The sequence below is a fragment of the Paraburkholderia graminis C4D1M genome (assembly GCF_000172415.1).
Lineage (GTDB): Bacteria > Pseudomonadota > Gammaproteobacteria > Burkholderiales > Burkholderiaceae > Paraburkholderia > Paraburkholderia graminis.
On the sequence record NZ_ABLD01000006.1, the window covers coordinates 105,154 to 127,384 of the forward strand.

General features: G+C 62.5%; 19 protein-coding genes. 12 read left to right on the plus strand and 7 right to left on the minus strand.

From position 1 onward, the window contains the following. Positions 1-71: 71 nt before the first annotated feature. The 3 genes from BGRAMDRAFT_RS12760 to shiA all read right to left on the minus strand — a co-directional run bounded on the left by BGRAMDRAFT_RS12760 (position 72) and on the right by shiA (position 3,301). On the minus strand, positions 72-200 hold the full coding sequence (locus tag BGRAMDRAFT_RS12760) for an MFS transporter small subunit (protein ID WP_006049160.1): 129 nt from the start codon (positions 198-200) through the stop codon (positions 72-74). Positions 201-210: 10 nt separating this feature from the next. Further along, positions 211-1,614, minus strand: coding sequence for an L-lactate MFS transporter (locus tag BGRAMDRAFT_RS12765; protein ID WP_006049161.1), 1,404 nt, complete (start codon positions 1,612-1,614; stop codon positions 211-213). 370 nt (positions 1,615-1,984) lie between these two features. Next, the gene (shiA, locus tag BGRAMDRAFT_RS12770) at positions 1,985-3,301 is read right to left on the minus strand and encodes a shikimate transporter (RefSeq protein WP_006049162.1); all 1,317 of its coding nucleotides are present in this window, start codon (positions 3,299-3,301) and stop codon (positions 1,985-1,987) included. A gap of 378 nt (positions 3,302-3,679) precedes the next feature. Between shiA and BGRAMDRAFT_RS33665 the strand changes: the two genes are divergently transcribed. The 7 genes from BGRAMDRAFT_RS33665 to BGRAMDRAFT_RS33670 all read left to right on the plus strand — a co-directional run bounded on the left by BGRAMDRAFT_RS33665 (position 3,680) and on the right by BGRAMDRAFT_RS33670 (position 12,293). Next, positions 3,680-3,898 carry a hypothetical protein gene (locus BGRAMDRAFT_RS33665; protein WP_006049163.1) on the plus strand — a complete coding sequence of 73 codons (219 nt, stop codon included), beginning with the start codon at positions 3,680-3,682 and terminating at the stop codon, positions 3,896-3,898. Next, positions 3,876-4,595, plus strand: a complete 720-nt coding sequence (locus BGRAMDRAFT_RS12775) for a GntR family transcriptional regulator (protein WP_006049164.1) — start codon at positions 3,876-3,878, stop codon at positions 4,593-4,595. Before BGRAMDRAFT_RS33665 ends, BGRAMDRAFT_RS12775 begins: the two co-directional genes overlap by 23 nt. A gap of 531 nt (positions 4,596-5,126) precedes the next feature. Next, positions 5,127-6,890, plus strand: coding sequence for a thiamine pyrophosphate-binding protein (locus BGRAMDRAFT_RS12780; RefSeq protein WP_006049165.1), 1,764 nt, complete (start codon positions 5,127-5,129; stop codon positions 6,888-6,890). A 24-nt stretch (positions 6,891-6,914) separates the two neighbouring features. Beyond that, positions 6,915-8,162: a formyl-CoA transferase gene (gene frc, locus BGRAMDRAFT_RS12785; RefSeq protein WP_006049166.1), complete on the plus strand. Its 1,248-nt coding sequence runs from the start codon at positions 6,915-6,917 to the stop codon at positions 8,160-8,162. A gap of 100 nt (positions 8,163-8,262) precedes the next feature. Then, entirely contained in the window at positions 8,263-10,458 is a 2,196-nt protein-coding gene (locus tag BGRAMDRAFT_RS12790; protein ID WP_006049167.1) for an acetate--CoA ligase family protein, read from the plus strand. 98 nt (positions 10,459-10,556) lie between these two features. Further along, entirely contained in the window at positions 10,557-11,384 is an 828-nt protein-coding gene (locus BGRAMDRAFT_RS12795; RefSeq protein WP_006049168.1) for a fumarylacetoacetate hydrolase family protein, read from the plus strand. Positions 11,385-11,447: 63 nt separating this feature from the next. Further along, complete coding sequence (locus BGRAMDRAFT_RS33670) at positions 11,448-12,293, plus strand: NAD(P)(+) transhydrogenase (Re/Si-specific) subunit beta (RefSeq protein WP_006049169.1); 846 nt, start codon at positions 11,448-11,450, stop codon at positions 12,291-12,293. 65 nt (positions 12,294-12,358) lie between these two features. Here the strand turns inward: BGRAMDRAFT_RS33670 and BGRAMDRAFT_RS12805 are convergent, their stop codons facing one another. Further along, positions 12,359-12,667, minus strand: coding sequence for a hypothetical protein (locus BGRAMDRAFT_RS12805; protein WP_006049170.1), 309 nt, complete (start codon positions 12,665-12,667; stop codon positions 12,359-12,361). 96 nt (positions 12,668-12,763) lie between these two features. Further along, the gene (locus BGRAMDRAFT_RS12810) at positions 12,764-13,711 is read right to left on the minus strand and encodes a LysR family transcriptional regulator (protein WP_006049171.1); all 948 of its coding nucleotides are present in this window, start codon (positions 13,709-13,711) and stop codon (positions 12,764-12,766) included. Positions 13,712-14,073: 362 nt separating this feature from the next. Here BGRAMDRAFT_RS12810 and oxlT point away from each other — a divergent pair, with 362 nt between their 5' ends. From oxlT to BGRAMDRAFT_RS12825, 3 genes are all read left to right on the plus strand, one after another. Then, positions 14,074-15,426 carry an oxalate/formate MFS antiporter gene (gene oxlT, locus BGRAMDRAFT_RS12815; protein WP_006049172.1) on the plus strand — a complete coding sequence of 451 codons (1,353 nt, stop codon included), beginning with the start codon at positions 14,074-14,076 and terminating at the stop codon, positions 15,424-15,426. A gap of 45 nt (positions 15,427-15,471) precedes the next feature. After that, entirely contained in the window at positions 15,472-16,497 is a 1,026-nt protein-coding gene (locus BGRAMDRAFT_RS12820) for a LysR family transcriptional regulator (RefSeq protein ID WP_006049173.1), read from the plus strand. Positions 16,498-16,584: 87 nt separating this feature from the next. After that, complete coding sequence (locus tag BGRAMDRAFT_RS12825; RefSeq protein ID WP_006049174.1) at positions 16,585-18,036, plus strand: aldehyde dehydrogenase family protein; 1,452 nt, start codon at positions 16,585-16,587, stop codon at positions 18,034-18,036. Positions 18,037-18,139: 103 nt separating this feature from the next. On the opposite strand, the gene BGRAMDRAFT_RS12830 is transcribed toward BGRAMDRAFT_RS12825, so the two are convergent. Continuing rightward, on the minus strand, positions 18,140-19,117 hold the full coding sequence (locus tag BGRAMDRAFT_RS12830; protein WP_006049175.1) for a 2-dehydropantoate 2-reductase: 978 nt from the start codon (positions 19,115-19,117) through the stop codon (positions 18,140-18,142). Between the two features lie 441 nt (positions 19,118-19,558). On the opposite strand from BGRAMDRAFT_RS12830, the gene BGRAMDRAFT_RS12835 reads away from it, so the two are divergent. Beyond that, entirely contained in the window at positions 19,559-20,971 is a 1,413-nt protein-coding gene (locus tag BGRAMDRAFT_RS12835) for an undecaprenyl-phosphate glucose phosphotransferase (protein WP_006049176.1), read from the plus strand. On the opposite strand, the gene BGRAMDRAFT_RS34975 is transcribed toward BGRAMDRAFT_RS12835, so the two are convergent. Beyond that, positions 20,968-21,207 (minus strand): hypothetical protein, encoded by a 240-nt coding sequence (locus BGRAMDRAFT_RS34975; RefSeq protein WP_175130836.1) that lies wholly within the window; start codon positions 21,205-21,207, stop codon positions 20,968-20,970. The two genes, BGRAMDRAFT_RS12835 and BGRAMDRAFT_RS34975, sit on opposite strands and share 4 nt — an antisense overlap. On the opposite strand from BGRAMDRAFT_RS34975, the gene BGRAMDRAFT_RS12840 reads away from it, so the two are divergent. Continuing rightward, positions 21,107-22,225, plus strand: a complete 1,119-nt coding sequence (locus BGRAMDRAFT_RS12840) for a polysaccharide biosynthesis/export family protein (RefSeq protein WP_370882147.1) — start codon at positions 21,107-21,109, stop codon at positions 22,223-22,225. The two genes, BGRAMDRAFT_RS34975 and BGRAMDRAFT_RS12840, sit on opposite strands and share 101 nt — an antisense overlap. Positions 22,226-22,231: the final 6 nt, after the last annotated feature.

The following is a 22,231-nucleotide window of genomic DNA, read 5'->3' on the forward strand; positions in this document are numbered from 1 at the left end:
GCCAGCCGGCGAGAACTGCCGGCGGCAAATCGAACGCGCCCCGCGGTGCGGGCGGCGGGGCGCGGGTACGCTTACTGGAACAGCTTCATCGCTTGCGAGAGCGTGTTGAACACGCCCCACGCGAGCGGGATCATCACGTACAGCCAAAAGACGGCGATCTTGACCTTGTTGGTCGGGTGCACGGGTTCAATGGTCGACATGCGAGTCTCCTTATGCGCCTTTGGCGACTTGTGCGTCGGTCATGTGATGCTTGTCGTCCACACGCTTGACCAACAGATTGCAGATGAAGCCGACCACCAGCAGCACGGCCATGATGTGAACCGTCATCGTGTAGGCATCGGCCTTCGCCACGCCGTGCGCGACTTCGTACGCGCGGATGTAGTTCACGAGCACCGGACCCGCCACGCCGGCCGCGGCCCATGCGGTCAGCAGGCGTCCATGAATGCCGCCGACAAACGCCGTGCCGAACATGTCCGCGAGATACGCGGGCACCGTCGCAAAGCCGCCGCCGTACATCGTGAGGATGATGCAGTACGCCAGCACGAAGAGTGCCATCTGGCCGGACGCGGCGAAGCTCGGCACGAGGAAATACAGCACGGCGCCAAGCGCGAAGAAGATGAAGTAGGTGTTCTTGCGGCCGATCCAGTCCGACGCCGATGCCCACACGAAGCGCCCGCCCATGTTGAACAGCGACAGCAGGCCGACGAAACCGGCAGCGGCGGCAGCCGTCACAGTGCCCTTGAAGCTCTCCTGGATCATCACCGAAGCCTGGCCGAGAATGCCGATGCCGGCCGTCACGTTCAGGAACAGCACGAGCCAGATCAGATAGAACTGCGGCGTCTTCAGCGCCTGGTCGATGTGCACGTGGTTACGCGTGATCATCTTTTGCTGCGAGGTCGCGGGCGGCGTCCAGCCTGCCGGTTTCCAGTCCGTCGGCGGCACGCGAATGGCCAACGCGCCGATCGACATCGAGATGAAATACACGATGCCGAGCACGATGAACGTCTCGGCCACGCCGATGCTGGTCGCGCTCTTGAAGTGGTTCATCAGCGCGACGGACAGCGGCGCGGCAATCATCGCGCCGCCGCCGAAGCCCATGATCGCCATGCCGGTCGCCATGCCGCGGCGGTCCGGAAACCAGCGGATCAGCGTCGACACCGGCGACACATAGCCGAGGCCGAGCCCAATTCCGCCGATCACGCCGTAGCCGAGATACAGCAACGCGATCTGGTGGAAGTACACGCCCAGCGCGGAAATCAGGAAGCCGCCGCCGAAGCAGCAGGCCGCGGTGAACATGGTGCGGCGCGGGCCGACGTGCTCGAGCCACTTGCCCGCGAACGCCGCCGACAAACCGAGGAACACGATCGCCAGCGAGAAAATCCAGCCAAGGGAAGTCAGCGACCAGTCATCGGGCGCGGATTGCGTGATGCCGATCACCTTGGTCAACGGGCCGTTGAACACGGAGAACGCGTACGCCTGGCCGATACAGAGATGGACGGCGAGTGCCGCGGGAGGAACCATCCAGCGCGAGAACCCCGGTTTCGCGATGGTGGCTTCTTTCGAAAAAAATGGTGCGGAGCCTGAATTGTGCTGTGGCTCGGTCATGCTGCTCATGGTCGGTCTCCCGGAAAGCGAAGTCTTTGTTATCGGCGCATCAGACCGAATCCTTTAGTGCTTCGGCGTGAGAATTGCTACTCGATGGGCGCTCATATATGCGGCTGGGCTTCATATGAACGTGCGCAAGTCCCGGATGGAGCTTGCCTGGTCGAACGATAGGGCGGCGGACCTAGGTTGGCAATATGAGATAGAAATGCATAAGGCATTGCCCGAGGAAATGCGACGCGTATCTGCCGGACCGCGGCAGTGGGTCCCAGATGTCGGGTCTGGCGCAAACTTGGCGTGCGGCCCGAACCGCGCCTTCAAAGCAAAAGGGCCGGCGGTGGCAGCATCGCCACGCCGGCCTCTTCGAACCTCGATCAACCGTTCAAACGGTGCGCCCGGTCTTCATTTTTGCGGCCACGAGCACAGAGATCAGGCAGCCGATCGCCAGATAGCCGGCCACGGGATGCCACGAACCGCCGGCGAAACTCACGAGCGCAACGGCGATGAACGGCGTGAAGCCGCCGCCTACCACGCTCGCCACCTGATAGCCGACGCCCGCGCCGCTGTAGCGGTACTCGGTGCCGAAGAGTTCGGTGAACATCGGCTGCTGTACGCTCACCACCATGTCGTGCGCAATGTTCGCGAGCATCACGGCGAAGACCACGATCCATACCGTCGAGCGTGCTTCGAGGGCCAGGAAGAACGGCACGGCGCTGAACATGCCGACGAGCGCGCCGATCATGTACACGCGGCGGCGGCCGAAGCGGTCGGCGAGCATCGCGAAAAGCGGAATCGTCACGCAACTCACCGCGCCGACCAGCAGGCCGATGGTCAGGAAGAACTCGCGCGGCATGTGCAGGTTCGCCGTCGAGTAATTGAGCGCGAAGGCAGTCACGATATACATCGTGAACAGTTCGGCGAGGCGCAGCGCGATGATCAGCAGGAACGCTTTCGGGTGACGCAGCAGCGCTTCGACGATCGGCAGCCGCACGCGGCGCTCGCCGTGCGCGCCGACTTTTTCGACGAATTCCTGCGACTCTTCCATACTCGAGCGGATCCACATCGCGATCAGCACCAGCACTACGCTGAAGAGGAAGGGCAGGCGCCAGCCCCAGCTCATGAACGACGCGTTATCCATCGAACGGCTGATCAGCGCGACCAGCCCCGTCGCCAGCACGAGGCCCACGCCGTAGCCGACCTGGACGCCGCTGCTGTAGAACGCCTTCTTTTTCTCGGGCGCGCTTTCGACCGCCATCAACGCCGCACCGCCCCATTCGCCGCCGACCGCGAAGCCCTGGATCGCGCGCAGCGTGACGAGCAGCACCGGCGCGAGCCAGCCGATAGTCGCGAACGACGGCAGCAGGCCGATGGCGGCGGTGGAAAGACCCATCATCATCACGGTCAGCACCAGCATGCGCTTGCGGCCGAGCCGGTCGCCGAAATGGCCGAACACGAAGCCGCCGAGCGGGCGGAACAGAAAGCCGACGCCGAACGTCGCGAAGGCCGCGAGCGTGCCCATTGCCGGGCTCACTTTCGGAAAGAACTCCGCGTTGAAGACGAGCGCCGCGACAATCCCGTACAGCAGAAAGTCGTACCAGTCGACGACTGCGCCGACGAAGCTGCCCAGCGCGGCTTTGCGTGCCCGGCTGCGGGCGATGCGGTTGTCGGCTGTTGCGGCCGGCGAGAGAGTGGTGCTCATGACGGGGTCTCCGTGAGATTCTTGGACTGCTGCGTGACCGGCCGCGTGCTGGCGGCGCAGCGTCGGCGCCTTCTGCGGGCCGCCGATCGCTTGCAGGTTGTGCGGAAGATTAATGACGCTGCGCTCGCCGCACAATCGGCACTCGACGTGGATTGCGCGATAGTCGAGCGCGTCTGCGCGAATAGCGCGCGTTCCTGGCGTATACACGGAGGCGCGACGCGCCGGCAACAAGCGGGAGGCGGGACGACGCGGCGCATGCTACCGTAGTCATTGATTGAAAAACAACAGTCGCTGATATACTACATACACAATATTGATTTTTGCGGCGATGCAGCATATGATTGAGTCATTCGATCACTCAATCAGTTGGAGCTACAAATGGAATTTGTTCCTCTCTCGCTGCTGGCCGTCGCTGTTGTGGGCTTGGGCAGTGCCGCCACGGTTCTTATCGCTCGCTGGATTCCGCAGCCTGTCGCGCAACTTGCAGCGCAACATGGCCGTTTCGTCGGACTGAGCGAGCAACGTGGGGCAGCGGTGGCGCCTTATCGTATGCATGTTCAACCAGAGGCGATGAATGTCGTCGGAACTTCAAACTGAAGCGGTGGCAACACCTTTGACGTTGTCGTTGCAGCCTATCGGCGCAAGCGCGAGCTTGCGCGATCAGGCTTATGCGATGCTGCGCCAGGCGATTGCCGATGCGGACATCTACCAGACGCGCGACGAAATCCGTCTGGACGAACGCGTGCTGAGCGAGACGCTTGGCGTCAGCCGCACGCCTGTGCGCGAGGCGATGACGCTGCTCGAGCAGGAGGGCTTTCTGCGCATGGTGCCGCGGCGCGGCATTTACATCGTGCGCAAGAGCAAGCGCGAGATCGTCGAGATGATTCACATGTGGGCCGCGCTGGAAAGCATGGCCGCGCGCCTGGCGACGCAGCGCGCCACAGACGAGGAAATCGCTCGCTTGCGGCATATGTTCGACAATTTCCGCGACGCCACGCCGGCCGAGCACATCGCCGAGTATTCGGACGCGAACATCGCGTTTCACCAGTCGATCGTCGAGTTGTCGAAGTCGCAGATCATTCTCGACACCATCAAGAATATTTTTATCCACGTGCGCGCCATCCGGCGCATGACCATCTCGCAGAGCGATCGCGCGTCGCGGTCCATCGTCGATCATCTGCGCATTATCGAGGCGCTCGAGAAGCGCGATACCGAACTGGCCGAGCGTCTTACGCGCCAGCATTCGCTCGATCTGGCGGCCTTCGTGGAGAAGAACTGCGATTTTCTCGATTGACGACGGCTGAATAGGCGTAGCGTGCGTTAGGCGTTCGGCGTGGAGTTTCGCCGCGCCCGGTCGCGCCCGTCACTGTAGCAACGAAGTCACGCAGGCATTGAAGCCCGCGGTGTTCACGCACCGCGGGCTTTTTCGTTTCTACGCGCTGCGTAGGGAAACACCGCGCTTGACGTCCGGTGAAATGTGGTATGTGATATATCAACAGTGAGCGATCTTAACCAGCGCTCAGTGTTTTCCCTTGCGGAAGGCCGAAAGCGGATCTCGAAACAGCCGCTTTGCCGTGTCCCGCAGGGACTGCAGCACAAACGCAGAGCGGACCCGGAGCATGAAATCGTCCTTGCCTGAATCTGATATATCACATACCGTATGTGGGCAAGCAGGGCGGCATGTTCTGAGAAGCGTTGCACAACCGATAAGCAGCAGTCTTTCATGGGGCCGGCGCAAGCGCTAATGCGCAACACCGGCCGATGCAAAGCACGGGACCGGCGCAAGCACTGACGCGCCAAGCCGGTCGACACACAGGAGACGACCATGTCTGCAGTTGTTTCATCCCTGAACTCCGCCACGAGCAGCACCACGGCCGAAGACACGCTCAAGCAAAAGACGCGCAACGCGGGCGTCGTTTCGGGCGGCCATCTGGTCGCGAAGGCGCTGAAAAACGAAGGGGTCGATACGATCTTCACGCTGTGCGGCGGCCACATCATCGACATTTACGATGGTTGTGTGGACGAAGGGATTCGCATCATCGACGTGCGCCACGAGCAGGTCGCGGCGCACGCAGCAGACGGCTACGCGCGCCAGACCGGCAAGCTCGGCTGCGTGGTCACCACGGCCGGCCCCGGCTGCACGAACGCGGTGACCGGCATCGCGACGGCATTTCGCTCCGAGAGCCCGGTGCTGCATATCGGCGGGCAAGGCGCGCTGACGCAGCACAAGATGGGCTCGCTGCAAGACCTGCCGCACGTCGACATGATGTCGCCGATCACGAAGTTCGCCGCCAGCGTGTCGAGCACGGAGCGCGTCGCGGACATGATCTCGATGGCCGCACGCGAGTGCTTCAACGGCGCGCCCGGCCCGGCTTACCTGGAAATTCCGCGTGACGTGCTCGACCGTGAAGTCGAACTCACGCGCGCCGTCGTGCCGCAGCCGGGGCACTATCGCGCGTCGACGAAATCGATTGGCGATCCGCGCGACATCGAGAAACTGGCCGACATCCTCGTCAATTCGGAGCGCCCCGCGATTCTGTACGGACAGCAGGTGTGGACCGCGCGCGGTCACGAGGAAGCGATTGCATTGCTGCGCGGTCTCGACGTTCCTGGTTATTTCAACGGCGCGAGCCGCGGCTTGCTGCCGCCGGGCGATCCGCATCACTTCGATCGCACGCGTTCGCAGGCGTTTGCGAATGCGGACGTGCTGATCGTCGTCGGCACGCCGTTCGATTTCCGGATGGGTTACGGCAAGCGCATCAGCAAGGAACTGACGCTGGTGCAGATCGATATGGACTACCGGACAGTCGGCAAGAATCGCGACATCGACCTCGGTCTGGTCGGCGATCCGGGCGCGATTCTCGCCGCGGTGCTGCAAGCCGCGAGCGGTCGCCTGAAGGACGACAAGCGCCAGGCACGCCGCAAGTGGATGGCGCAACTTCAGGATGCCGAAGCAACCGCGACCGAAAAACTGATGCCGCTGTTCAAGTCCAACAGCACGCCGATTCATCCGTACCGCGTCGCTTATGAACTCAACGAGTTCCTTTCCGACGACACGATCTATATCGGCGACGGCGGCGACGTCGTGACGATTTCCGCGCAAGCGGTTCGCCCGCGCCGCCCTGGTCAATGGATGGACCCAGGCGCACTCGGCTCGCTCGGCGTCGGCACCGGCTTTGCGCTGGCGGCGGGGATCGCCCATCCGAACAAGGAAGTGCTCTGCTACTACGGCGACGGCTCGTTCGGCATGACCGCGTTCGACATGGAAACGGCCAACCGCTTCGGCGTGCCGTACCTCGCGGTGATCGGCAATAACTCGGCGATGAACCAGATCCGCTACGGCCAGCTCGCCAAATACGGCGACGAGCGCGGCAACGTCGGCAATCTGCTGAGCGATGTGCCGTTCAGCAAGTTCGCCGAAATGCTCGGCGGCTACGGCGAGGAAGTGCGCGATCCCGCGCAGATCGCAAGCGCATTGCAGCGTGCACGCGAGTCGATCCATCGCACCGGCCGCTCAGCAGTCGTCAACATCTGGGTCGATCCGCGCGAATACGCGCCGGGCACCAAGAATCAGACCATGTACAAGTAATACGGATACCTTAGGAGACACGACATGGGCAAAGCACTCGACGGCGTGCGCATTCTCGATTTCACGCATGTGCAATCGGGCCCGACCTGCACGCAATTGCTGGCGTGGTTCGGCGCGGACGTGATCAAGGTGGAGCGGGCCGGCGCCGGCGACATCACGCGCGAGCAACTGCGTGATATTCCCGACGTGGACAGCTTGTACTTCACGATGCTCAATCACAACAAGCGCTCGGTCACGATCGATACGAAGAACCCCGAAGGCAAGCAGGTTCTGGAGGCGCTGATCCAGAAATGCGACGTGCTGGTAGAGAACTTCGCGCCGGGCGCACTGGATCGCATGGGCTTTACGTGGGAGCGTATCCAGGAGCTGAATCCGCGCATGATCGTCGCGTCGGTGAAAGGCTTTGGCCCAGGTCCGTACGAAGACTGCAAGGTCTACGAGAACGTCGCGCAATGCGCGGGCGGCGCGGCGTCGACCACGGGCTTCGACGACGGCCCGCCGGTCGTCAGCGGCGCGCAGATCGGCGATAGCGGCACGGGCTTGCATCTCGCGCTCGGCATTGTCACCGCGCTTTATCAGCGCACGCAGACGGGCCGCGGCCAGCGCGTGCTCGCTGCGATGCAGGACGGCGTGCTCAATCTGTGCCGCGTGAAGCTGCGAGATCAGCAACGGCTCGAACGCACCGGTGTGATGAAGGAGTATCCGCAATATCCGAACGGCAAGTTCGGCGAAGCGGTGCCGCGCGCGGGCAATGCGTCGGGCGGCGGCCAGCCGGGCTGGATTCTGAAATGCAAGGGTTGGGAGACCGATCCCAACGCGTACATCTACTTCATCACGCAGGCGCCGGTGTGGGCCAAGATCTGCAACGTGATCGGCAAGGAAGAGTGGGCCACGGACCCCGATTACGCGACGCCCGCCGCACGCCTGCCGCGTCTGAAGGACATTTTCGCGGAAATCGAACGCTGGACGATGACCAAGACCAAGTTCGAGGCGATGCAGATCCTCAACAAGTACGACATTCCATGCGGGCCGATTCTGTCGATGAAGGAGATCGCCGAGGAGCCCTCGCTGCGCAAGACCGGCACGATTGTCGAAGTCGATCATCCGACGCGCGGCAAATATCTGACCGTTGGCAATCCTATCAAATTGTCCGATAGCCCGACCGAAGTGAAGCGCTCGCCGCTGCTTGGCGAACATACCGACGAAGTCATGGCGGAACTGGGCTACTCGCCCGAGCAGATCAGCGCACTGCGTACCGCCGGCGCCATCTAGCGCATAGAAAAACCCGTAGTGCAGGCCGCCCGCCGCTCGCCATCCAGGCGAGCGCGGTGCCGGGCGGCGCCTTTCGAACCCGCATTGGAGACGGCAGGACATGGCATACGAAGACACGCTCTCACTGAAAGAACGCGGTACCGCACACACGCCGGACGACCGCGCGCAGGTCGCCAACAAGGACGTCGTGCGGCACATTCTCGATCACGCGAAAGCCGAAGGCCGCAACTCGCTGACCGCGCCGGAAGGCAAACTCGTGTGCGACGTCTACGGCATTTCGGTGCCGAAGGAAGCGCTTGCGACGACCGCGGACGAAGCCGCGCAATTCGCGGCGGACATCGGTTTTCCAGTGGTACTAAAGATCGTCTCGCCGGAAATTCTGCACAAGACCGAAGCGGGCGGCGTGCTCGTCGGCGTGAAGAATGCTGCGGACGTGGTGCAAGGATTCACCACGATCATGGAGAACGCGAAGCGCTATAACGCACAGGCGAATCTGCTTGGCGTGCAGGTGCAGCAGATGATCGGCGGCGGGCAGGAAGTGATTGTCGGCGCGGTGACCGATCCTTCGTTCGGCAAGCTGGTCGCGTTCGGTCTTGGCGGCGTGCTCGTCGAAGTGCTGAAGGACATCACGTTCCGCCTCGCGCCGGCCACGCGCGACGACGCTCGCTCGATGCTCGACGGCATTGCGGCTGCCGACATGCTCAAGGGCGTGCGCGGCGGCGAACCCGTCGACCGCGAGGCGCTCGCCGGGTTGATCGAAAATGTCTCGCGGCTCGTGTCCGACTTCCCTGAAATCTCCGAGCTTGATCTGAACCCGGTGTTCGCGAGCAAGCGCGGTGCGATTGCCGCCGACGTGCGCATCGTCCTCGATTTCGCGCCGCCGGTTGAGCGCTATCGGCCGAGTCAGGAAGACATCGTGCGGCAAATGAACCGCATCATGAAGCCGGATTCGGTCGCGGTGATCGGTGCATCGGCGGAAGACGGCAAGATCGGCAACTCGGTGATGAAGAACCTGATCAACGGTGGCTACAAGGGCGACATCTATCCGATCCACCCGAAGGCCGACGAGATCATGGGCCACAAGGCTTATAAGAGTGTGCTGGACGTGCCGGGCAATATCGACGTCGCTGTGTTTGCGATTCCCGCGAAGTTCGTCGCCGGCGCATTGACGGAAGTCGGCAAGAAGCACATTCCGGGCGCGGTGCTGATTCCGTCGGGCTTTGCCGAAACAGGCAACGTGGAAGGCCAGCAGGAAATCGTGGCGATTGCGCGCGAATACGATATTCGCCTGATGGGGCCGAATATTTACGGCTTCTACTACACGCCGAAGAATCTGTGTGCAACGTTTTGCACACCGTACGATGTGCAAGGCAAGGCGGCGTTGTCGTCGCAATCGGGCGGCATCGGCATGGCGATCATCGGCTTCTCGCGTTCGGCGAAGATGGGCGTGTCGGCAATCGTCGGCCTCGGCAACAAGTCCGATATCGACGAAGACGATCTGCTGACGTTCTTCGAACAGGACGAGAACACCGACATCATCGCGCAGCATTGCGAAGACCTGAAAGACGGCCGCGCGTTTGCGGAAACGGCGGCGCGCGTGTCGAAGAAGAAGCCGGTCGTGGTGCTCAAGGCGGGCCGCACGAGTCTCGGCGCGCGCGCGGCGAGTTCGCACACGGGCGCGCTTGCGGGTAACGACCGCATCTACGAAGACGTGTTCAAGCAATGCGGCGTGATCCGCGCTCGCTCGCTGCGCGACCTGCTCGAATTTGCACGCGGCATTCCGAAGCTGCCGACGCCGAAGGGCGAGAACGTGGTGATCATCACGGGCGCGGGCGGCTCGGGCGTGCTGTTGTCCGATGCTTGCGTGGACAACCATCTGTCGCTGATGACCATGCCCGCCGATCTCGACGCTGCGTTCCGCAAGTTCATTCCGCCGTTCGGCGCGGCGGGCAATCCCGTCGACATCACGGGTGGCGAGCCGCCGTCCACGTATCAGAACACGATTCGGCTCGGCCTCGAAGACCCGCGCATTCACGCGATCATTCTCGGCTACTGGCACACCATCATCACGCCGCCGATGGTGTTCGCGCGCCTCGTCGTCGAGGTGAAAGAGGAGATGAAGGCGCGCGGCATCGAGAAGCCGATCGTGGCCTCGCTGGCAGGCGACGTTCAGGTGGAGGAAGCCGCCGAATATCTGTACGCGCATGGTGTTCCCGCGTACGCCTATTCGACGGAAATTCCCGTCGCGGTGCTCGGTGCGAAGTATCAGTGGGCACGCGGCGCCGGCCTGATCTGACGCGTCAAACGGAAGGCGGCACGGTTTTCTTCGCGACAATCGATTGTCGTTTGCAACTCGCGAAGAAGATCGTGCCGAAGCGCTCAAGGAGCGGCGTAATGGATACGTGGATGCGTTTCATGTCCAGCGACGGCGGTGTGGTGTTCGGCCGCGTCGAAGGTGCTTATCTGCACGAGTACGAAAGTCTCGATCAACCGGTGCCGACCGGCGCCGTGTTATCGACGCGCGCGCTGACGCCGCTCGCGCCTTGCGCGCCTGGCAAGATCGTCGCACTGTGGAATAACTTTCACGCGCTTGCCGCGAAGCTCGACAAGCCGGTGCCCGCGCATCCGCTTTTTCTGCTGAAGCCGGCGGGCTCGGTGATCGGTTCGGGCGAGCCGATCCGGCGGCCCGTGAGCTACGCCGGCAAGATCGTCTATGAAGGCGAACTCGGCATTGTGATTGGCCGGCGCTGCCGCGATGCGAACGTCGAAGAAGCTGCTCAAGCGATCTTCGGGTACACGCTCGTCAACGACGTGACCGCAGCCGATCTGCTCAACGAGAATCCGCATTTTCCGCAATGGTGCCGCGCGAAAGGCTTCGATACGTTCTGTTGTATCGGACCGGCAATCGTCTCCGGTTTCGACTGGCAAAGCGCGCATCTCGTGACGATGCTCGACGACGTTGAGCGGCAAAACTATCCGCTGTCCGACATGGTGTTTTCGCCGGCTGAGCAGGTGAGCCTCATTTCGCAGGATCTCACGCTGGAGCCGGGTGATGTGATTGCGTGCGGTACGTCGGTGGGAGTCGGGTCGATCAAGGATGGCGCGACGGTGTCCATTTCCATCGATGGCATCGGCACGCTGCGCAATACGTTGCAAGCCACGGTACGCGAAGCGCCGGGGCCGGGCGTTACTGCAACAGGCGTTACGGCGGGACTCGTTTGAAGAACGATCGGTCGATCCGCGGGCCACAAGTCCACGGGTTGCAACAACACGGAAGGAGCGCGCGTGCCGCAAGCGTCGGATAGTACCGTGTGGCTTGGAATGCTCGTCTCGCTGACGGCTGCGTGTGCTGCATTGCTCGCCTGCGCGCTCGGCTCGATGCTCGCCGGTGCATCCGTCGTGCGCCGTCGCAATCTCACACGACGACCCGCGCTCGCCGCGTTGCTCGCGAGCGGCATGGGTTTATCCGTCGTGTCCGTCGGCGTCGCGCATTATCTGTCGCCGGGAAACCAGGCCAATCTCGCGATTCCCGAGCGGATCGAACTCTATGCGGCGGTATTCGCCGGCGCGTTGATCTTCGCCACATCGGCGATCGCATTCTGCAAACTGCGCGGCCTGTTGCCGCTTCGCGTGACGGCGCGTCGCGGGCACGACATCGTCAATGCGGTCGCGCTGCTGTTATGCGGATGGCTCGGCTATGGCTTCGTCACCGAAGCGGCGCAGCCGTTCGGCCTCGCCGCGTTGCTCGCGATGAGCGCGCTGGCTTCGTCGATCGGTGTGCATGTGATGATGAGCCGTGAGTATTCGAAGAAGCATGCGAAAACGCATGGGCGTTGTGCTCGCGCCGACATGCCAATGAAGTGGCGAGAAGACGCAGAAGAAGTCAGCCCAATGCACGTCATGGTGCGCGCGGCAGCATACCGTCACGGCCGACACTGGCATAACAGCGACAGCGACAGCGACAGCGACAGCGACAGCGACAGCGACAGCGACAGCGACAGCGACAGCGACAGCGACAGCGACAGCGACAGCGACAGCGACAGCGACAGCAACGGCAGCAGGCAACGGAACATTCAGGCATGCGCGGCACGGCGCCTGTCCAACCGATCCACGGTAAGCCGGCATCCATGAACGCGAGCCCGATCAATCAAGCAACTGCCGCGATAAAAGGCGGGAACGTATTCCCGCCCATCCGCTCACTCACCCAAAGCCGCGAATTCACTAAAGTACTGCGCCTTCTTTTGCAGGATCAGTTGCGCGAGAAAGTCCGGATCATAAGCGCGATGCAGATGCGCATGAAACCGCTCGATGTATGCGGTAATCCGCGCGGCCTCGCTATTGAATTCGCTCAGCACGTCGAGCGTGGCGTGGTCCCAGCGAAAGCGCAGCCCGAGGTCGCTGAACGCCGCGTTATAGGCGCTCAGATGCGGGTCGTTGGAATGATCGGCGGAAGCGCGCGCAGTGGTGCGTGCGCTGGCATGAGTCGCAACCGAAGCGTGGTTCATGATCGGCCTCCTGGGCTGTCAAGTGATGAAACTAGCTTGCAGCATAGAAGTACCGAACGATTTGCAATAGTTAAAGTTTTATTGGATCTCCATAGCCTATTGCTTATAGACGCTCAGTTCCTTCACACGAGTGATCTTCTCGATGAGGTTCGCGCCTTCCTCCATCAGGAAGCGCTTGAACGCCACCGCAACCGGCGGCAGGCGCTTGTTCTTGCGATGAACCACGTACCAGTTGAGCATCACAGGAAAGCTCTCGACGTCGAGCACCACGAGATGGCCCAGTTGCAACTCGAGGCTGATGGTATGCGCAGACAAAAACGCGATGCCCATGCCGGCAATCACCGCCTGTTTGATCGTCTCGGTGCTTTTGATCTCCATCGCAATCTTCAGATTCGACAGTCGGCCCGCAAAACCTTCTTCCATCGAATTCCACGTGTCCGAGCCGCGCTCGCGCACGATGAACGCCTCGTTCGCCAACTGGCTGATCTTGATGTTGCGCTTGTGCGCGAGCGGATGCGTGGGCGCGGCCACGATGACATACGGATGAGGCGCGAACGGCTCGTTAGTGGCGTCCATCTCGTGCGGCGGGCGCACCATTACCGCGAGGTCCGTCTGATTGGTCGCGAGCTGATGCAACAACTCCTCGCGATTGTGGACAGCGAGGTTCAGCACGACGCCCGCATAGCGCCGCGTGAATTCGGCGAGCAGCCGCGGAAAAAAGTAGTCGCCTGCGCTGATCACCGCGACATTCAGCTTGCCGCCGGAGACGCCCTTCAACTGGCTCATCGCTTCGTCGACTTCGTGAAACTGCTGAATGATCGCGCGGCTGTAGTGCAGCATTTCAGTGCCGGCCGGCGTGAGGTAGATCTTTTTGCCGAGCTGTTCGAAGAGCGGCAGCCCCGCGTGCTCCTCCAACTGACGAACCTGCGTGGAGACGGCAGGCTGTGTGAGATGCAGTTCCTCGGCGGCGCGCGAAAAGCTCAAGTGGCGCGCCACGGTCTCGAACACCTTCAATTGACGCAGCGTGGCATTGCGCATCGTCATGACCGATGTATAAGCAAATGTGAATCAACATAATAACAAACTTTAATTATTAGTAATTCAGCAATGACCCTAGCATGGGTTTGTAAACAAGGCGAAGCTGCCACGGAACACTCGGGTTAACGCTTGGATTTCAGGCGTGGCGGGACCAGGCGGCAGATTGGCGGAAAACAACAAAACGGATTAGTCGGAATTAAGAACTTCCAAAAGGCGATGAATAAAGCGCTTTTTAAAGGAAGCACTTTAAAGACTCAAATATTAAACATTCCCGGATTGCAAGGCTTTCCGGGTCATAACGATAAGGTGGGACACATACAGCACGGCGCTTTGGCCGGCTGCACTAAATAATTGCGGAGACAAGGCACATGGACGACATCACTCAACAGACCGCGGCCCGCGTATTCTGGGCGAACCGTTGGTGGCAACTCGTCATCGGCATGGTGTGCATGGCGTTGGTGGCGAATTTGCAGTACGCATGGACGCTCTTCGTCGCACCGATGGACGCGCGGCATCACTGGGGCCAGGCCTCGATTCAACTGGCGTTTGCCATCTTCATTCTCACTGAAACGTGGCTCGTGCCGCTCGAGGGCTGGCTCGTCGACAAGTTCGGTCCACGGCCCGTGGTGGCAGGCGGCGCAGTATGCGCGGGCCTCGCGTGGGTGATGAATTCGTATGCGACCACCTTGCCCATGCTCTATACGTCCGCGGTGATCGCGGGTATCGGCGCGGGTGGCGTATACGGCACATGCGTCGGCAATGCGTTGAAATGGTTTCCCGACCGGCGCGGTCTGGCCGCGGGTCTCACGGCCGCGGGCTTCGGCGCGGGCGCGGCAGTCACCGTGATTCCGATTGCGAACATGATCACGCGCTCGGGCTATGAGCACACGTTCTTCTTCTTCGGCATCTTGCAGGGCGTCGCGATTCTGCTGCTCGCGATGCTGCTGGTGAAACCGGTGTTGAGTAAGCATACGCCGGCGAAGAGAAAGTTCTCCGTGTCGAAGGTCGATCTCACGCCGGGCCAGATGATCAAGACGCCGGTGTTCTGGGTGATCTACGTGTCGTTCGTCGCAGTCGCAGCCGGCGGCTTGATGGCCACTGCGCAGATCGGCCCAATCGCGAAAGACTGGGGCCTCGCGCGCATTCCGATGACGATCTTCGGCGTCACGCTGCCGCTTCTCACAGCCACGCTTTCCATCGACAACGTCTGCAACGGCTTCACGCGTCCTCTGTGCGGTTTCATCTCCGACAAGATCGGCCGTGAAAACACGATGTTCATGATCTTCATTGGAGAAGGACTCGCGTTGCTCGGCATGATGGAGTACGGCACGAACCCGTATGCGTTCATGACGTTCGCCGCGTTGATCTTCCTGTTCTGGGGCGAAATCTTCTCGATCTTCCCAGCGATTTGCGCCGACACCTTCGGCAGCAAGTATGCGGCGGCGAACGCGGGCACGTTGTACACCGCGAAGGGCACGGCCTCGCTGCTGGTGCCGATTGCATCGGTGCTGTCGGCAACCGGCGGATGGAGCCTCGTGTTCACGGTGTCCGCAGTGATCACGATTGCCGCGGGCGTGTCCGCGAAGTTCATCCTCGCGCCGATGCGCTCGCGCTGGATCCACTCGCAGGACGAGCCGTCGCCAGGCGTGCTGGCCGTCGCCGGTAACGGGAACGGCAAGGCCTCGCGTCTTAGCCACTGGCCCGAGCAAACCGGCGAATAGGAACAACAGGAACAGGCCGGCAAGCCGCGCGCCGGCCACTACGTCATGAACGTTTCGTTGCAGCAACTCAAGGTGTTTGTCGCCGTCGCGCGTGAACGCAGCTTCACGCGCGCGGCGCGCGAACTCGATCTGACGCAGTCCGCAGTGAGCCGTTGCGTGCGTGAACTGGAAGACGCGGTCGATCTGAAACTGTTCGACCGCACGACGCGCCAGGTTCAACTGACGCATGCAGGCGCGAGCCTCGAGAGAAGAATCGGCCGCCTGCTCGATGAAATCGATCTGACGTTGCGCGAAGAGCGCGGTGCTTACGAAGGCCATCGCGGTGTGGTCGCGCTGGCGAGCAATCCGGTGTTGTCGTCCAGTTGGGTCGCCCAGGGACTCGCGCGCTGCGCGTCCGCATTCCCCGAACTTCTCGTTACCGTCGAAGACCAGGCGCAAAGCGGTGTGCTTGCGAGCGTCGAGCACGGCGAGGTGGATTTCGGCGTGGTCTCGCTGGCCGAGCCGCTCGTCAGCGATCAATTGCATGCGCAAGTTGTTTTCACGACGCCGCTGCATGCCGTGATGCCGCCGACTCATCCGCTTGCCCGACACGCGAGCGTCGCCTGGGATGCGTTGCACGACTGGGCGCTCGTCACGCTGAACGCCGACGCCGGCGTGCGCGCGGCGCTCGATCGCGCGTTCAGTGCGAACGGTTTGAAGCGGCGTCCGGTGCAGGAATTCGGGCACGTCGCGGCTGTGCTGCGCATGGTCGAACTCGGGCTCGGTGTCGGCGTGCTGCCCGTCGACTCGCATTGGCCCGCCGTGGGCGAGTCGCTCGTGAGCCGGCCTCTCGCGCCCGAGGCGACATTGACCACGCTGCTCGTGCATCGCCGCAACCGCTCGCTCAGGCCGAATGCCGCGGCTGCGTGGGCGCAGTTTGCCGAGCAGGGCGGGGCGTTGTCGAGCAGCTCGAGCGTCGAGGCGAACCGCGAGGCAAACCCGGAGGCAAACACAAGTCCGGCTTCTCACACAGTCTCCGATTCTTCATGGCCCGTCGCCGCGCGCAGCGGCGCGGCGCTTCACGAGCCGTAGCGCCGCGTGGTCCTTGCGCGCACCGGTCATCCCCGGACCGGTTTGCAGCACTCAGCCACGCAACATCTCAATGCAAGGAGCTTTACGATGGACACTGACACCGACCTCAGGCGCCATGATCTGCTGATCGACGGCAAGCGGTTGCCGCCGGGCACAGGCGAATATTCCGTCGATATCAATCCGGCCACCGAAGAGCCGATCGCGCACGTGGCCCAAGGCAGCGCAGCCGACGTCGACACAGCGGTTATCGCAGCGCGCGCCGCTTTGAAAGTGTGGAACGGCATCAAGGCGGCGGAGCGCGGCCGCATTCTCGGCCGCCTCGCCGGCCTGATGCGCGCGAATCTCGACGAGCTCGCCGCGCTCGAAAGCCTCGACGCCGGCAAGCCGATTGCCGCCGTCATGCGCCAGGACGTTCCGGCCGCGATCGACACGCTCGAGTACTACGCCGGCTGGTGCGACAAGATCAACGGCCAGGTCGTGCCGGTTCGCCCGGACGCGTTGACCTATACGATCCGCGAACCGGTCGGCGTGGTCGCGGCCATCGTGCCGTGGAATTTCCCGTTGATGATCGGCATGTGGAAAATCGCGCCCGCGCTCGCGTGCGGTTGCACGCTGATCGTCAAGCCCGCGGAGATCACGCCGCTCAGCGCGTTGCGTATCGGCGAACTCGCGCTCGAAGCGGGCCTACCGCCGGGAGTCCTGAATATCGTCACCGGCAAGGGACGTGTGGTGGGCGACGCGCTCGTCGCGCATCCGGGCGTGGACAAGGTGACGTTTACCGGCTCGCCTTCGGTCGGACGCGGCATTCTGCAAGGCGCGGCGAGCAACTTCAAGCGCGCGACGCTCGAACTCGGCGGCAAATCGGCGAACCTGATTTTTGCCGATGCGAATCTCGACAACGCAGTGCGAGCCGCGGCGTCGGGCATCTTCTTCAACACCGGCCAGGTGTGCTCGGCGGGCTCGCGCATTCTCGCGCATCGCGATGTCTATGACGAAGTGGTCGACCGGCTCGCCGCGCGAGCGAAGTCGATCAAGGTCGGCGATCCGTCGCTGCGCGAAACGTCGATGGGCCCGCTCATTTCCGCCGCGCAAATGAAGACCGTGCTCGGTTATGTCGATGCGGGGCGATCCGAAGGCGCGTCGCTCGTGACGGGCGGGGCGCGGGTCGGGGAACGCGGCTTCTTTGTGGAGCCGACGGTATTCGCCAACGTCGAACACGAAATGCGAATCTCGCAGGAGGAGATCTTCGGACCGGTGGCAAGCGTGATCCGTTTCGAGGACGAAGCCGACGCGATCCGTATTGCCAACGGCACGTTGTATAGCCTCGCGGCCGGCGTGTGGAGCGCGGACATTGGCCGCGTGCATCGCGTGGCGAGAGACCTGCGGGCAGGCACCGTCTGGATCAACACGTATGGCTACACCGACGTGCGTCTGCCGTGGGGCGGTTCCGGCGATTCGGGTTTCGGCCGCGAACACGGCGACGTCGCGATTGAAAACTTCACCGAGCCGAAGGCGGTCTGGCTCGCGATCGACCAGTAGCGATTGCAATAACGGCGCAATAAAAAAGGATCGGACGACGTCCGATCCTTTTGCACCTACCATCATCAAACCACGACGGCCAACGCGATAAACGCGATCTCGCTCACGCGCCCTGCAAGGCCATGCGCTCGCGCAGCTTGACGAGCGCGAGCACGACGTCGATGGTCGGCGTCGGTTCGTTGACGAGCCGCCCCATCTCCTGCACGACGGTCAGCAGCGGATCGATTTCCATCGGCCGCCGGTTTTCCAGATCGACGAGCGTCGACGTTTTATGCGCGCCCACCGCGCCCGCGCCGTCAATCCGTTTTTCGACATCGACGCGAAAGTGCACGCCGAACTGATCCGCGATGCGCTTCGCTTCGAGCATCATCGTGCGCGAGACGGCGCGCGTGCCGGGATCGCTCGTGAGCACGTCGAGCGTCGCGTGCGTCAGTGCGCTGATCGGGTTGAAGCACAGATTGCCCCACAGCTTCAGCCAGATTTCATCGCGGATGTTGTCGCGAATCGGCGCCTCGAAACCCGCGGCCTGCATGATCTCGTGGAATTGCTGAATGCGCGGCGTGCGTTCGCCGCTCGGCTCGCCGATCGGAAACTTCTTGCCGTACACATGCTTGATGACGCCAGGCTCGACGATCTCCGCGGCCGGGTAAAGCACGCAGCCGATCGCGCGTTCGGGGCCGAGCTTCGTCCATTGACTGCCGTCCGGATCGACGCTCGCGAGGCGCGTGCCCGCGAATTTGCCGCCGTGCTGATAGAAGTACCAATACGGAATGCCGTTCACGCCGGTCACGATGGCCGTGTGCTTGCCGAGCAGCGGCTGCATCGAATCGACCACGCCGGGCAGCGAGTGCGCCTTCAACGTGATGATGACGACGTCCTGGACGCCTAGCTCGCGCGGATCGGACGTGCAGCGGACCGGCGCGCTCACCGTCTCGCCGTCCATGATCAGACGCGCGCCGTGCTCGCGCATTGCCGCGAGATGCGCGCCGCGCGCGATGAAACTGACGTCGGCGCCGGCGCGTGCAAGCTGCACGCCCATCAAGCCGCCTATCGCTCCCGCTCCGAAGATGCAGATCTTCATGATGCCGCTCCTGTGACTATGAGAAGTCGCTTGCCCATGCCGCGCGTCGCCGGACACGACGGAGGGTCACTGATTGAGCATAGGGGCGCGGCGTCAATACAGATAGTTAAAGTTTCTCGCGCTTTGCATAAGCGATCGCTTATAGCCGCGGCATGCGAGGCGCGGCCATCCCATCTTCACGTCTCTCCGCCGCCTTGGCTCGTGCGACGTCTATCTAGCTGACAAATAGCCGCCAGGCTTAGGAAATTTCTGGTCCCTGAGCATTCAGCGTAAGGGCAGAATGCGCCCTCACTCAAGAAGTGACGCGTCCGTCCATTTCCAGATAGCTCTTGTTGAGACTAACCCCATGATGTCCGTATTTGTGCCCAGACGTATTGGTATGTCCGGTGATAGCGACTCCGCGGTTTCGCGATGTCGTCGCGCCGGCCGTTAGGCACAGTCATGCGTACGGTGTTTCGTCAAACGATGGGCCGCGAATCCGTCGATATGGAAAGCGCTCTCGCACGCCTGCTGGACGTGCTCATGATCGCGATGGCGGCGGCGCTTGCGCGCCTGTTGCCGGCTGGAGAGGGGCATCCGATCCTCGAGGGCGCATTCGTCGCGTTGGACATGGCGCTCGCCATGATGCTGCTGCCGTGGTTCGGCGTGTATGAATCGTGGCGCGGGCGTTCGAAACTGCATCTGACGCTCAACGTCGTCGCGGGCTGGATCGTGGTGCAACTGTGCGGGCTCGCGATGATGTTTCTGCTTCATCGCGCGGGGCTGCTGTCCAGAATCTGGTGCGTGCGATGGACCGTCATCACCGCGATGCTGCTCGTCGCCTCGCGTCTCTTGATCCACGCGATGCTTGGCCGCATCAGACGAGCCGGACGCAATCTGCGGATGGTGGCGGTGGTCGGCAGCGGCGCGCATCGCGACGGCGTGCTCGCGAGCATTGCGGCTTCGACCGATTCCGGTTTTCGCGCCGTTGCGACGTTCGATCCGCTGCACGGCGAAACGGTTGCCGACGCGGGCCTGTCGTCGTTCTCGGAGTTGCGCGACTTCGCAAACTGGGTGCGCCGTGAGCGGACCGAAGAAGTGTGGCTTGCGATGCCGATGTCGCAAGAGCACGCGGTGCTGCGCATCGTCGAGGAATTCAGCGGCGACCTCGTGAACCTGCGCTTCATTCCCGATGTGCGCGCTCTCGCCATGTTCGATCGCAACGTGGTCGAGCTGGTGGGGCTGCCCGCGATCAACCTGATGGCGTCGCCGATGACGCCTCATGCGCTGATGCAAAAGGCGCTGTTCGACCGCGTATTCGCTGCGGCGGCTTTGCTTGCGCTGTCGCCGGTGATGTTGCTCGTCGCGGCCGCGATCAAGCTGACGTCGCGAGGCCCGGTGCTGTTTTCGCAGCGCCGCATGGGCGCCGACGGCAACGTGTTTCGCATCTACAAGTTTCGCTCGATGCGCGTTCATGCGCAGCAGGACGGCGTGGTTCATCAGGCGACCCGGCTTGACCCGCGCATTACGCGCGTCGGCGCGTTCCTGCGACGCACGAGTCTCGATGAACTGCCGCAGTTTTTCAACGTGCTGCGCGGGCAGATGTCGGTGGTCGGTCCGCGCCCTCACGCGATCGAGCACGACGACCAGTACCGGACGATCGTCGACGGCTATATCCATCGTTACCGGATCAAGCCTGGTATTACCGGGTGGGCGCAGGTGAACGGCTTTCGCGGCGAGACGGATCGCGTCGAGAAGATGCAGGCGCGCGTCGAACACGACCTTTATTACCTGCGCAACTGGTCGTTCGCGCTGGATATGCGGATTGTCGCGGCGACGGTGGTGAGGGGGTTGGTGGATCGGAATGCTTATTAAACGGCATTTCGATGGAAGGGTGTAGCCCAACGCACACGAATCATGACTGCCGCGATGCAGTCGACAAGGGCGGCGCTGCGGCGCGCCCGCTTGAACAGGTTGAGTACGATGTCAGTTGCAGTTTTGTCCCAGCCGATGTATCGGCTCGGTGCCTTGATGACCGTGATCGCGTTGCTGACCACCGGATGCGCGGTGGCGCCCGGTATGCGGATGGAGGAATCGGCCGCATTGCCCATGACCAGCGGCAGCGACCAGACGCCGGGCGAGCAGTTGCCCGTGCCAGTCACCGAAGTGACCTTGGCTTCGCTCGATCAAATGGAAGGCGAGGTCGAGCATCGTAGCGACGCAAGCGTCGAAGCGCTTCTCGGGCACGCGACGGCCTATACGGTCGGCGCGGGCGATGTGCTGCAAATCACTGTCTGGGACCATCCGGAATTAGCGGCCGCATCCGGCTCACCTTCGCCTGCGGCGGCGCGCGCGTTCGATCCGCCGCCCGGATTCATCATCGACGATACCGGCAGCCTGCGATTCCCGTTTGCCGGCAATATCCACGTCCAGGGCATGACGGTCGCAGAAGTTCAACGCAAGCTTGCCGTGGAACTCGGCAAGTCGTTTCGCGATCCTCAAGTGACGGTTCGCATGGCGTCGTTCCGCGCGAAGCAGGTCTACGTGGATGGCGAGGTCCGGCAGGCCGGCGCGCAAGCGGTCAACGATATTCCGACGACGCTGTACGACGCCATCAGCCATGCCGGCGGCTTCAGCCCTGCTGCGGATCAGAGCCGCATCACGCTGACTCGCGACGGCAAGTCGTACGACATAAACTTCGTCCGCATGTTGCAGCGTGGTGTGAGTCCTTCGAGGCTGATGCTGCGTGCAGGTGACCTGGTTCGCGTGCCCGCGAGGGATGAAAGCGGCGTGTTCGTGATGGGTGAAGTCGCGAAGCCGGTCACGGCAGTGCCGCTGCGCAACGGTCGCATGACGCTGAGCGACGCACTCTCGCAGGCGGGCAGCATCAGTTCCGCGACCGCGGATGCCGGGAATCTATATGTCATTCGCGGACGTGGCACGGACGCGCGCATTTTTCATCTCGATGCCGCTTCGCCGGTCTCGATGGTCCTCGCCAACCGCTTCGAACTCGAACCGAAAGACATCGTTTATGTCGACGGCAACGGACTCGTTCGCTTTAGCCGCGTGCTGAGTCTGCTGTTGCCGGCCATCAACGCGGGGCTCACCGCGGGGCTGGTGGCGAAGTGATCCTGA

Bases quoted from the DNA above. Each gene is read 5' to 3' on its own strand.
- BGRAMDRAFT_RS12760 (WP_006049160.1), bottom strand. From the start codon at position 200: ATGTCGACCATTGAACCCGTGCACCCGACCAACAAGGTCAAGATCGCC.
- BGRAMDRAFT_RS12765 (WP_006049161.1), bottom strand. From the start codon at position 1,614: ATGAGCAGCATGACCGAGCCACAGCACAATTCAGGCTCCGCACCATTT.
- shiA (WP_006049162.1), bottom strand. From the start codon at position 3,301: ATGAGCACCACTCTCTCGCCGGCCGCAACAGCCGACAACCGCATCGCC.
- BGRAMDRAFT_RS33665 (WP_006049163.1), top strand. From the start codon at position 3,680: ATGGAATTTGTTCCTCTCTCGCTGCTGGCCGTCGCTGTTGTGGGCTTG.
- BGRAMDRAFT_RS12775 (WP_006049164.1), top strand. From the start codon at position 3,876: ATGTCGTCGGAACTTCAAACTGAAGCGGTGGCAACACCTTTGACGTTG.
- BGRAMDRAFT_RS12780 (WP_006049165.1), top strand. From the start codon at position 5,127: ATGTCTGCAGTTGTTTCATCCCTGAACTCCGCCACGAGCAGCACCACG.
- frc (WP_006049166.1), top strand. From the start codon at position 6,915: ATGGGCAAAGCACTCGACGGCGTGCGCATTCTCGATTTCACGCATGTG.
- BGRAMDRAFT_RS12790 (WP_006049167.1), top strand. From the start codon at position 8,263: ATGGCATACGAAGACACGCTCTCACTGAAAGAACGCGGTACCGCACAC.
- BGRAMDRAFT_RS12795 (WP_006049168.1), top strand. From the start codon at position 10,557: ATGGATACGTGGATGCGTTTCATGTCCAGCGACGGCGGTGTGGTGTTC.
- BGRAMDRAFT_RS12805 (WP_006049170.1), bottom strand. From the start codon at position 12,667: ATGAACCACGCTTCGGTTGCGACTCATGCCAGCGCACGCACCACTGCG.
- BGRAMDRAFT_RS12810 (WP_006049171.1), bottom strand. From the start codon at position 13,711: ATGACGATGCGCAATGCCACGCTGCGTCAATTGAAGGTGTTCGAGACC.
- oxlT (WP_006049172.1), top strand. From the start codon at position 14,074: ATGGACGACATCACTCAACAGACCGCGGCCCGCGTATTCTGGGCGAAC.
- BGRAMDRAFT_RS12820 (WP_006049173.1), top strand. From the start codon at position 15,472: ATGAACGTTTCGTTGCAGCAACTCAAGGTGTTTGTCGCCGTCGCGCGT.
- BGRAMDRAFT_RS12825 (WP_006049174.1), top strand. From the start codon at position 16,585: ATGGACACTGACACCGACCTCAGGCGCCATGATCTGCTGATCGACGGC.
- BGRAMDRAFT_RS12830 (WP_006049175.1), bottom strand. From the start codon at position 19,117: ATGAAGATCTGCATCTTCGGAGCGGGAGCGATAGGCGGCTTGATGGGC.
- BGRAMDRAFT_RS12835 (WP_006049176.1), top strand. From the start codon at position 19,559: ATGCGTACGGTGTTTCGTCAAACGATGGGCCGCGAATCCGTCGATATG.
- BGRAMDRAFT_RS12840 (WP_370882147.1), top strand. From the start codon at position 21,107: ATGTATCGGCTCGGTGCCTTGATGACCGTGATCGCGTTGCTGACCACC.
- BGRAMDRAFT_RS34975 (WP_175130836.1), bottom strand. From the start codon at position 21,207: ATGGGCAATGCGGCCGATTCCTCCATCCGCATACCGGGCGCCACCGCG.